This window comes from Streptomyces africanus (assembly GCF_002150735.1).
Classification (GTDB): Bacteria; Actinomycetota; Actinomycetes; order Streptomycetales; family Streptomycetaceae; genus Streptomyces; species Streptomyces africanus.
On sequence record NZ_MUKA01000446.1, the window covers coordinates 1 to 10,118 of the forward strand.

The 10,118-nt window shown below is 69.1% G+C and carries 6 protein-coding genes; all 6 read right to left on the reverse strand.

Annotation, left to right across the window (positions count from 1 at the left end; translation table 11 throughout):
* Positions 1-107 precede the first annotated feature (107 nt).
* The 6 genes from CCL05_RS39400 to CCL05_RS39425 are packed head-to-tail and all read right to left on the reverse strand — an operon-like array spanning position 108 to position 9,530.
* Entirely contained in the window at positions 108-1,355 is a 1,248-nt protein-coding gene (locus CCL05_RS39400; RefSeq protein ID WP_086565412.1) for an alginate lyase family protein, read from the reverse strand.
* 26 nt (positions 1,356-1,381) lie between these two features.
* Complete coding sequence (locus CCL05_RS39405; RefSeq protein WP_086565413.1) at positions 1,382-4,723, reverse strand: alginate lyase family protein; 3,342 nt, start codon at positions 4,721-4,723, stop codon at positions 1,382-1,384.
* A 26-nt stretch (positions 4,724-4,749) separates the two neighbouring features.
* The gene (locus CCL05_RS39410) at positions 4,750-6,282 is read right to left on the reverse strand and encodes a glycosyl hydrolase family 28 protein (RefSeq protein WP_086565414.1); all 1,533 of its coding nucleotides are present in this window, start codon (positions 6,280-6,282) and stop codon (positions 4,750-4,752) included.
* A gap of 34 nt (positions 6,283-6,316) precedes the next feature.
* Positions 6,317-7,189, reverse strand: a complete 873-nt coding sequence (locus tag CCL05_RS39415; protein WP_086565415.1) for a carbohydrate ABC transporter permease — start codon at positions 7,187-7,189, stop codon at positions 6,317-6,319.
* The gene (locus tag CCL05_RS39420) at positions 7,186-8,184 is read right to left on the reverse strand and encodes a carbohydrate ABC transporter permease (RefSeq protein WP_086565416.1); all 999 of its coding nucleotides are present in this window, start codon (positions 8,182-8,184) and stop codon (positions 7,186-7,188) included. Before CCL05_RS39420 ends, CCL05_RS39415 begins: the two co-directional genes overlap by 4 nt.
* Positions 8,181-9,530, reverse strand: coding sequence for an extracellular solute-binding protein (locus tag CCL05_RS39425; RefSeq protein WP_086565417.1), 1,350 nt, complete (start codon positions 9,528-9,530; stop codon positions 8,181-8,183). Before CCL05_RS39425 ends, CCL05_RS39420 begins: the two co-directional genes overlap by 4 nt.
* Positions 9,531-10,118 lie beyond the last annotated feature (588 nt).

Below are 10,118 nucleotides of genomic sequence, written 5' to 3' on the forward strand. Positions count from 1 at the left end.
AAGCCGACTCGTGCACCGGAAACACCAGAGCACCACATCGCTCATGGGTATTCCGGTGCACGAGTCGGCTTGACCGCTATCTGGCGGAGTCTTGGGCGGCGGACGCGCTATTTGGCGTACATCAGCGTGCCGAACCCGAGCTGGTCGAAACCGCCGCTGGTGGTGCCGTAGTCGCCTCCTCCGCCTTCGGGGGCGACGGAGAAGCACATCTGGGCGATGTACTTGTCGTCCAGGAGCAGGCGCCGGCCGTAGTGGTAGTGGAGCATCGCCCACACGGGGCGGACCTGGCCGCGGGAGCCGGAGCCGATCACGGTCTGTGACTGCTGGGAGCAGGTCTGGCCGCTGCCCCAGGTGTAGGTGGTGTAGGGGACGTTCATGTCGAGGTTGTACTTGGCGACGTACTGGGCGGCCTTCATGAAGCGGCGGCCGTCGTAGGAGTACAGGTCGTCGCCCTGGTTCCAGGCCATCTCGCACAGGGCGCCCATCTGGCCCATGCCCATGACGGTGTGGCCCTGGTCGCGGCCGGACTCCTGCCACTGGCCGAGGTCGTAGCCCTCGACGTTCGGGTAGAGGAACGGCACCGCCCGCTGGATCTGGCCGTTGCCGCCGCCGCTCTTGAAGTAGGTGACGGCCTGGTCGTACTTGGCGCCGTCGTCGCACAGGATCCCGATGGCCATGATCGAGGCCATGTTGCACAGGTCCCAGTTGGCCCAGTAGTTGGTGATGCAGGCGTCGTTGTGCTCGCGGAGGAACCGGTCGTTCAGCGGGTAGAAGACGTTGAGCATCATCGTCTTGAACCGGCCCAGGTCGAACCCGGCGTAGCCGCGCATGAGCTCGGCGACGTTGGCGAACTGCCAGCCGTAGAGGCCGGCGGCCAGGTACCGGTCGGCGTTTCCGGTGATCTCGGTGAGGGTGGACGACCAGGCGTTGAGGATGCGCACGGCGCAGTCGGCGTTGGCGGCGGTGCCGCCGACGTGCCAGCGCAGGGCGTTCTGGTAGGCGGCGTGGATGTCGTTGTAGAGCTGGGGGTAGTTCTCGCCGGTGCCGCCTCGGATGATCGTGGCGGTGGGGCGGGGCGTCCAGGTCGACGCCGAGTGGGAGTTGGCGGTCAGTCTGCTCCAGCCGGAGGCCCAGGGGTCGTTGCCCGCGGCGACCCTGACCTTGGCGCGGTTGATGTCGCCGGCGTTGTGCAGCATGCCGGGGTGCGTGAAGGTCGCCGGGGCCGCGTCCGCCGTGGTGGCGGTGGCGGTGGCGCCGAGGGCGAGGGCCGCGGTGAGGCCGCCGGCGGTCTTGAGCAGACCGCGGCGGCTCACCTGGCCGCCCTCGTGGTGCGTGTGGGGGGACGTGCGGCTCATATGGGGGTTTCTCCCATCCGTGGGGGTTACATGGGGGTGATGCTCACCTCGTCGAACTCGGTGGTGCTGCGGGCCAGGGGGTCGCGGGAGCAGACCACGAGGCCCACGTAGTAGGGGGCGTCACCGAAGCCGGGGATGTCTCCCTCGGCGAGGGGGGTCCAGGTGGCGCCGTCGTCGGACGAGGCGGATGCGGTGAAGTGCGTCCCGGTGCGCTTCAGCCGCAGCAGGCAGGGGGCGGTGACCGCCGCGTTGCCCTTGAACGTGGACTTGCCGGCGACGGTCGGGCGCAGCATCAGCTGGGCGCTCGTGCCGCCGGTGACGATCGTCCCGGCCGCCTGGTCGAACGGCGACAGGGACTTGGCCATGAGCAGGCCGACCCGGTCGCCGGTGGCTCCGGCGCGGGAGACCAGGCGGACGGTGACCTCGCAGTCGCCGGTGACGGGCCGGCGTACGAACTGGCCGGTCATGCCCTGGTTGTTGACGGTGAGGTCGGTCCCGGCGCCCCGCACCACGAAGGTCCCGTCCTGGTGGGCGGTGCTGCCGGGGGTGCGGACGGCGACCACGCCGAGGGTGCCGTAGGCGCGGTCGTCGAGGACGACGTCGCCGAGGTCGCCGTAGGTCCAGGGCGCGGGCGGCGGGGTGCCGACCGTGAGGGTGAGGGTGCCGGTGGTGTCTCCGGCCGCGTTGCCCGCGCTGGTGGTGACCTTGAACTCGCCCGTCCGTGTGGGTGTTCCGGAGATCAGGCCGGTGCGCTTGTCGACGCGCAGGCCGTCGGGCAGTCCGTCCGCGGTGAAGCGTATCGGTTCGTGCGCGGCGCGCAGGAGGTGCTGGAAGGGCACGCCCTTGTTGGCGAACGCGGTGGTGGCGGACGTGAGTTGAGGCGTGGAGGGGGTCGGCATCGTCGCCGTGGCGGACTTCGACAGGGGGCCGCGTCCGGCGCAGTTGGTCTTGGCGACGGCGTAGTGGTACGTCGTGCCGGGTGTGCCGGTGGCGTCGGCGTACCGGACGCGGGTGCCGAAGCCGACCGCGCCGATGCCGGTGGCGATCGTCTCGTAGGGGCCGTCGGCCGCGGTGGCGCGGAGCACCTTGTAGCGGGCGGAGAGGTCCGGGTCGGTCCAGGCCAGGTCGACCGCGTCGGCGCCCGCGGTGGCCCGCAGGTCGCCGGGGGCGGTGGCCGGGCGGGGCACGGACCAGACCTCGCCGGCCGTCCGGGAGACGACTTGGACGTTGTCGAAGGCGCCGGTGCCGGTCTCGGCGTAGTCCTCGTCGACGCCGAGGCAGGACGTGAGGGTGAGGTCGACGTAGGCGGTACGGCCCAACGCGACGTCGCCGGAGCCGACTTCTGTCCAGCGGATGCCGTCCGGGGAGATGGCGCCGGTGCAGCGGTCGCCCCGGCGGGTCACGCGGACCCAGTACGGCATGCGCATCCGGTAGCCGTCGCCCGCGCCCTCGACGTACGGGGCCTCGAGCGGGGTCGCCGACTCGGGCAGCGTGCCGAAGGAGGAGATCGGGAAGCCGGCGCTCGTGGTGATCGCCTCCTGCTGGGACGGCGGCACGGGTGTGCTGCCGGTGCCCTTGATCCCGGCACCCGCCTTGGCCCGTACGGACCACACGCCGCTCCAGGTGTGCAGCGGCAGGCCCTGGATCAGCATGGCGGCGTGGGCGGCGTCCGCGTCCAGGCCGGCCCGTACGGTGACACCGATCTTGGAGTACTGGGAGCTGAGCGGATACACGATCCGCGCGGTGATGGTGCCGTCGCCGTCCAGCGGCAGGTAGGCCAGGCGGTGGGTGTCGGCCGTGCCGGACGCCTCCAGCACGAACCGCTCACCGTCGAAGACGGCCGAGCCGGGGATCCTGACGCTCCCGATGTCCCGTGTCTTCCAGGGGTCGGGCAGTTTGGAAACCGCTGCCGTCCAGGCGGACCTGGCGCTGGTGCCCTGGGAGTTGGTGGCTGTCACCGTGTAGTAGGAGGGCTTGCCCGGGTGGGCGTCCCGGTCGGTGTACGCCGGCTTGTCGAGACCGGTCGCGATCTTTTCGTACGGCCCGTCGGCGGCGGTGGCCCGCAGCACCGTGTACGACTCGGCCCACGCGGACGGCAGCCAGGCCACGGTGACGGACTTGTCGCCGCCCACCGCCGTGACACCGGCCGGAGCCGTGGGCGCGGCCGGGGCCGGGGCCTTGGTGCCCGCGAAGGTGAGGGTGCCCCAGCTCGGCAGGTCGTCGTTGCTGCCCTCGACGACGCGGGCGCCGCCCGTGCCGCGGAAGACGGCCGCCTTCGTGTAGGGGGTGTCGAGGCCCCGGACACCGGCGTAGTGCGCGTAAGGCATCTCGTAGATCGGGGGCAGGTTTCCGCGCCCGACGGCGGAGACGGACGTCTTGACGTACTTGCCGGTGCGGTCCAGGTCGGGGACGAAGGGCACGTCCCCGCCGAGGTTGTAGCGGGCGGCGTACTCGACGTTCTTCAGCAGCCGGTTGTCGTCGAAGGCGTACAGGTCGACGCCCTGGTTCCAGGCGACCTGCGCGGCGTCCGCGAGCAGGCCGACGGCGAGCTGCTCGTGGCCCTGGTCGCGGCCGGACTCCTGGCCCTGTCCCGCGTCGGTGACGATGCGGTGCGGGACACTGCCGTTGCCCGCGCCGGCGGCGGCGAAGCGCAGCGCGTCCTCGAAGAGGGTGGGCTCCTCGCAGAACACGCCGATGGCGAGGATGGACTGAATGGACGTCAGGTCCCAGTTGCCGTTGGCGTAGAGCATGTAGCCGGAGATCGCCGGATACCAGACGCGCAGGAAGGACTCCTCGCAGCGCGCGATGTCCTCCTTCGCCCAGCCGTCGTAGCCGCTGTGTCGCAGCAGTTCGGCGGCGTTGACGAACTTGAAGGCCTGGAGCCCGGCGCCGAGCGGCCCGTCGGCGCCGGTGACGGCGGTCAGGGACGCCGACCAGGCGTTGAGGATGTCGCGGGACTTGTCGGCGTAGGCCCGTTCGCCCGTGACGCACCACATCAGCGCGGTCTGGTAGGCGGCGGCCGAGTCGGCGACGGCCTGGTTCTGGAAGTTGGTGGGGCCGCGGCCCCAGGAGGTGATCTGGCCGGTGTTCTGGATGGCGTACGTGGCCTTCGAGCGCGCGTGGGCGGCGAGCGCGAGGAAGCCGTCGTAGACCGGGGACTCCTTGGCGGCGACCGCGGCCTTCATACGGGCGAGGTCGTCGGCGCTGTGCAGCAGCCCCGGGTGCGTGAAGGCGCGCAGCCCGGTGGTGGCGTCCTGGGCGGCGGCCCGGGCGGTACCGGACGCGAGCAGGCCGCTCGCGCCCGACACCAGCAGCAGGGCGGCCGCGCCGCCGAGGAAGCCCCGGCGGCTCGGTGCGGGGGTGCTCATGGGAGTGCTTCTCACGGGGACGGTGGTCATGACGCGGCGGCCGCCGCGGCCTCGGCGGTGGTGAGGAACTTGAGGTTCGTCACGTGCTCGTTGACGAACATGGGCACGCCGTCCGAGGCCAGGTACCACTTCGGCTTGCCCGTGCTGTCGGCGATCACCCTGCCGTTGACGCGGAGGTTCTCGAAGGTGACGTCCTTGATCGCGTGCTCCGCGTCGAGGCCGGCGATGATCGAGAGGTCGGCGTTCGTGCCGTTGTAGCTGAGGTCCTTGATGTAGACGGACTCGATGCCGCGGCCTGCCGACGTGTTGTACTTCGGGTTGTACTCGACCCGCATGTGGATGAGCTGGCCCCAGCGGAAGTCCTCCACGCGGATGTTGTCGAACTTGACGTTCCGCACGATGTTGCTGTCGCCGACCATGAAGGCGATGGCGCCCTGGTAGGTCACCTGTGGCTCACGGTGGTCGAGGATGTCGATGTTCTCGTAGCGCAGGTTCTCCAGCATCTCCGGGGTGTCGGAATTGCCGTGCACGCCGATGTTGATCGGGTGGGCGACGTCGGCCCAGAGGGAGCAGTTCTTGACGGTGATGTTGCGGGTGTCGCCATAGAAGTCCCAGCGGTGGGTGTAGAGGGCGACGCTGTCGTCGGAGGTGCGCAGGAAGCAGCCGTCGATCGTGACGTTCTCGGAGCAGTAGAGCTGGATGCCGTCACCCCAGCCCTGGTGGCTGAAGGCGCGCAGATTCTTGATGGTGAGGTTCTGGGACTCGGCGACCCTGATGTTCTCGTACCGGGGATTCAGGATCGTGACGCCGTCGATCCGTACGTTCTCGCACTTGCGGATGAAGACCGCGCCGCCGGTCGTGTCGTAGACCACGCCGCGGCCGATCAGCCGGGCGTTCTCCACGCCCTCGAAGATCACGCTGGAGGTGAGGACGGCGCCCGGGGCCAGGTAGACCGTGGTGCCGCTGGGCACCTTCAGGGTCCGGTCGGGGTGGGTGTGCAGACCGGGGCCGAAGTACATGACCTTCTTGTCGCCCTCGGTGGGCACGTCCTGTTCGATCGGGTTCGCGAACAGGTGCAGGCAGTCGAAGATCTTGTCGTCGATCTGGACGACCAGGTTGCGGGGCCGGTCCAGGGTGAAGCGCGCGGTGCTGCCGAGCACCTCGGGCTTGATGCCGTAGGAGTCCGGGCGGATGCGGACCTTCTCGCCGCCGCCCGGGTTGTACGTGACCTCGACCTCGACCGTGCCGGAGAAGTCGAAGGCGGCCCAGGAAGAGCTCTGGGCTCTGTTGCTGCCGGTGTTCGGGTCGATCAGTGCGAGCTTGGCAAGGTAGGCGCCGACCTTCTGCCAGGTGCCGCCGAGCGGCCGGACCTTGACGGTGAAGGAGTTGTTGACAGGCACCTTGGGAAGCGTCGGGTGGATGACCACGCGGTCGCCGGTGGTGCCGGTCTCGTCCGCCGCGGCGGCGTGTGCGGTGCCGGCGATGCCGCCGGCCAAGCCGGCGGCAGCGATGACACCGGCGGCTTGGAGGGTGGTCCGGCGTGACAGGGGCGTGTTCATGTGCAACTCCTTGCAAAAGGTTCGGTAAGAGGGGTTACTTCAGTCCGGAGGTGGACATGCCGGCGACGAAACCGCGCTGGGCGATGAGGAAGACCAGCAGGATCGGGACGACGTACATCACGGAGGCGGCGGCCTGGAGCTCGGGGACGGGCGTGCCGGCCTCGCTGACGTAGGTGGTCATCACGGCGACGGCGAGCGTGGTGCGGTCGCTGGACAGCAGCAACTGCGGGGCGATGTAGTCGCCCCAGGTCCAGGTGAAGGCGATGATGAAGCTCGCGGACAGCACGGGCCAGGACTGTGGCAGGAAGATCCGCCAGAAGATCGACGAGTATCCGCAGCCGTCGACGATCGCCGCCTCCTCCAGCTCGCGCGGCATGCCCGCGAAGAACTGCCGGAAGAGGAAGACCAGATACGGCGCCGCGGACAGGCCCCACAGCACCCACGGCCAGTACGTGTCGACCATGCCCACCTTGGCGAAGATCAGGTAGGTCGGCAGCAGCGTGACCATCTGCGGCAGCATCATCGAACCGAGCAGGACGCCGAACAGCACCTTCTTGCCGGGTGCGTCGAGGCGGGCGAAGCCGAAGCCGACCCAGGCCGAGCTGAGGGTGACGAGCGTGGCGTAGATGAGGGCGACGACCAGGGAGTTGCGGGCGTAGCCGAGGAAGTCGATCTGGTTGAAGGCGTCGGCGAAGTTGTGCCACTGGAAGGCGTCGGGCAGCCAGTGCACGGGAGAGGCGGCCAGTTCACCCTGGGTCTTCAGGCCGGAGAGGATCAGCCAGCCGAAGGGGCCGAGGAACAACCCGGTGACGGAGACGAGGACCGTGTAGAGGACGAGGCGCCTGACGCGCACCCGTACGCGCACGTCGGTCATCGAAGACTTGGGCGGCAGGGTGGTGGCGGTCACTTCTTCGCCTCCGGGTCGACGTTGTAGAACACCGCGCCGGACGTGAACTTGAAGATCAGCCCGGTCACGACGAGGATCAGGACGAAGAGCACCCACAGCAGCGCGGAGGCGTAGCCGTAGCGGCCGAGCGCGAAGTACTGCGCGAAGACGTGCATCATGTACAGGTAGTTGGACTGCGGGACCGTGGTGATGCCGCCGGTGTCTCCGAGCGGGGCCAGCAGCAGCGGCATGATGGTCTGCACCGAGGCGATCACCCCGGTCACCGTCTGGAAGAGCAGGACGGGCGACAGCAGCGGCACGGTGATGCTGCGGAAGGTGCGCCAGGCGCTCGCTCCGTCGATACGGGCCGCCTCGTGGAGTTCCCTGGGTACGTCCTGGAGCCCGGCCAGGGAGATGATCATGATGTTTCCGGCGCCCCAGAGCACCGTCATAAGCAGCACGTAGCGGGCGTACGGGTCGGCGAGCCAGGGTACGGCGTCGATGCCGAAGAAGGTCAGCGCGCCGTTGGTGGCACCGGAGTTCTGGTCGAAGAGAAACTTGAAGGCGAGGCCCGCGCCCACGGGGGGCACCACGGCGGGCAGATAGAGCAGGGTGCGGAACAGGCCGCGTGCCTTGACCGGCCGGTTGACCAGGACGGCGAGGCCGAGCCCCGCGATGATCGACAGCGGCACCGAGGTCACCGCGAACAGGCCCGCGCGGCCCAGCGCGTCCCAGGTGACCGGATCGTTCAGCAGCTCGCGGTAGTTGCCGAGTCCGACGTACTTCCAGTTGGGCGAGATGCCGTCGAACGTGGTGAAGCTCAGCCACAGCGCGTACACCATCGGCGTGATGGTCAGCAGCACGAACCCGATGATCCAGGGCGAGGTGAACATGTAGAACGCCCGGTGCCTGCGCGCGGTCATGCTGAGCTGCGGCCTGCCGGTGGCCGGTGCGCGTCGGACGCTCACGGCGGCCCCGGGCCGGTCCGCGACGGAGGAGATCTCGTCGACCGTCATCCCACCTGCTCCTTACCGCGCTTCATCTGCTCGTTGATGGCCGAGTTCAAGCGCCCGGCGAGGGTGTCCACGGAGATCTGGCCGTTCATCGCGGCGGGGGCGATCTGGTTGAAGAGGGCGTCGATAGCGTCCGCCCGGGTGTACGGGGTGAAGGAGACCACCGAGAAGTGCTTCAGCTCGTCCTGCTGCACCTTCTGCACCCGCTTCTGGTAGTCCTCCTTGGCCGGCATCAGCGGCCTCAGCGACTTCAGGGTGGGGATGCCCCAGCCGCCGGAGGCACGTGCCTTCGCCGGCTCCTCGCCGAAGAACCACTCGAAGACCCGCCATGCGGCGTCCTTGTTCTTCGCCCCGCGCGGCATCCACAGGCCGGTGCCGCCCTGGCAGGCGCTGATCCGCGGGCCGCCCGCGAAGACCGGGGCGGGTGCCAGGCGGGAGACCTCCGCCAGCTTCTTGTCGGTGCCGATCATGCCGCCCAGCCAGTAGCCGGAGTTCGACATGGCCAGCCGCCCGGCCTGGTAGGTGGGCCCGTCCCAGCCGTTGGGGTCGGGCTGGATGAGGCTCGGCCCGACCTTGGTCTTGCAGTAGTCGATGTACCAAACCAGGGCCTTGCGGGCCTCGGGGGTGGTGAAGTCGACCCGGGAGAAGTCGTCGTTGAAGAGGCTGCCGCCGGCGGACGCCGTCATGGTCGCCAGGAGCGTGGCTCGGGTGAGGCCGCCGTAGCTGCCTCCGAAGACGGTGGTCTGGCCCTTCTTGCGCTGCACGAGGCGCTTGGCCTTGTCCATCCACTCCTCGTACGTGGCCGGCTCGGTCTCCGGCGGATAGTCGACACCGCCCCTGTCGAAGGCCGCGGTGTTGTACCAGTACATGGAGTCCTGGGAGAAGTCCTTCGCCATGCCGTAGCGCGGGCCCTTGCCCTGGGTGCGGCCGTCGAACCGCCAGAGGTCGTTGACGGGGTCCAGGTCGTCCGGTTTGAGGACGCTGCTCCGGGCGAAGTAGGGGTCCAGCTCCTCGGCCACGTCCCGCGCCGCGAAGAACGGCGCGTCCACGGCGCCGACGCCGCGCACCAGGTCGGGCGGATTGCCGCTGGTGAGCATCGCGATCAGCTTGGTGATGTCGTACCTCACCTGGACGATCTTGATGCCGAGGTCCCTCTTGGCCTGCTGTATCTGCTCCGGGAGGATGTCCCCGGAGTTGACCATCACGGTGACGGTCTCGCCCGATCCGCTCACCCCGGTCGACACCTGCATCGCACAGCCGCTCAGCGCCCCCGCACCGGTCGCGGCGCCGGCCGCGGACAGTGCGAGGAAACGGCGGCGGCTCAGGGAAGCACCAGCATGTGGGTGCATGAACGCACCACCTCCTTGCTCTTCCGGCCTGCTGTGGCAACCGGTTGTTGTGCGTGGGGCAGAGCTTCTTGCGGTCGGGATGGCGCGTCAAGAGCCTTGACGAATTTTCGAAAAGACTGTGTAACCTCCACGTCATCAGCGACAGCGCCGGTGAGACCTGTCTCCGCGCGCCGCGCACCAGCCGCCGGCGGGTGACCGGACGGCCCTGACCAGGGGCGCCAGGGATCTCGCCTCGGCAACAAATGTGGGAACCGGTTGCCGAACCGGTCGGCCGGGTAGGCAAGGGCCGACGGCGGCGCAGGCGGCCCCCATGGTCGCTCACTGAAACAGTGGTAATCGATTACCACAAGGTGCTCGCATCGAGCCGCCCCAAGGCGTGACCACTAGAGGCTTCCCGTCTCAGCCGCTCACTCCCCTACGCCCCCTGTTCGCCCCCTCCGCCCGCGCCCCTCACCGCACAACGTGGGAAAACCAAGGCCGTTGCCCAGGGAACCGGCATCGCCGGCCATCACCTCGGCCCTGTCGATTGACCGCCGCTTCCCGGCGGATCTACGGTAGAAGGCGCTTTCTGAAACTTTTTCCGTCCTC